Source organism: Geobacillus sp. DSP4a (assembly GCF_013096875.1).
Taxonomy (GTDB): domain Bacteria; phylum Bacillota; class Bacilli; order Bacillales; family Anoxybacillaceae; genus Geobacillus; species Geobacillus thermophilus.
In genome coordinates, this window is the sequence record NZ_SDLD01000158.1 from 1 (window position 1) to 764 (window position 764).

General features: G+C 51.4%; 1 protein-coding gene. It reads left to right on the forward strand.

Going from position 1 to position 764, the window contains the following annotated elements; genetic code table 11:
* Positions 1 to 53: 53 nt before the first annotated feature.
* A partial coding sequence (locus ETC02_RS16785; RefSeq protein ID WP_171698462.1) for an IS982-like element ISGsp1 family transposase occupies positions 54 to 764 on the forward strand: 711 nt, incomplete at its 3' end.

Consider the following 764-nt stretch of genomic DNA (forward strand, 5'->3'; position numbering starts at 1 on the left):
GGATCTCCAGTAGAATGAAAGTGTCACCCAACATTCGAAAGGAGAGATCCCCCATGCAAGAGCACTTTCATTTTACTACAGATCCAGCCAAACTTCAAAAACAATATGCCGCTATTTTCTGTTTTGTTTCTGCCCAACTGTCGTTGATTCAAATGTATCTTCATCGCCGCAACCGTCACTTGGTCAAGCAAGAAGACGAAGTGGTCATGGCGGTTCACCTTTTGGGGAAGCTGTTGGGCTTTTCTTCCGAACGAGCCTGGCATCGTTTTGTCACGGGAAATTTGTTCACAAACGGCTCGTTTCTTGAACGCTCCCGATACAACCGCCGCTGCCGGGCGCTTGGTTTCGCCATCAAATGGATCCGTCATGAGCTGGCGAAACGTGGCCAACACCATGCTTATGCGGTCGTCGACAGCTTGCCTCTTCCGTTGTGCCATCCCGCAAGAATGCAGCGCGTCAAGCGGTTTCGAGGGATCGCGGATATGGGGTATTGTGCTTCCAAAAAGCAATGGTACTACGGTTTCAAGCTGCATCTTCAAGTGACCAACCAAGGGCTGGCCATGGGCTATGTCGTGACGGAAGCGTCCTGCCACGACGTCAAAGCCGCTGAAACGGTGATGACTCAAATCCCTCATCCCTACAACTTTGGGGACAAAGGGTACATCAGCCACGCTCTTCGAGAAAAGCTGTACGAAGAACACCAAGCCGCGTTCTGGACACCGTCTCGACACAATCAAAAGCACGGCCCATCCAAGGCATGGGAA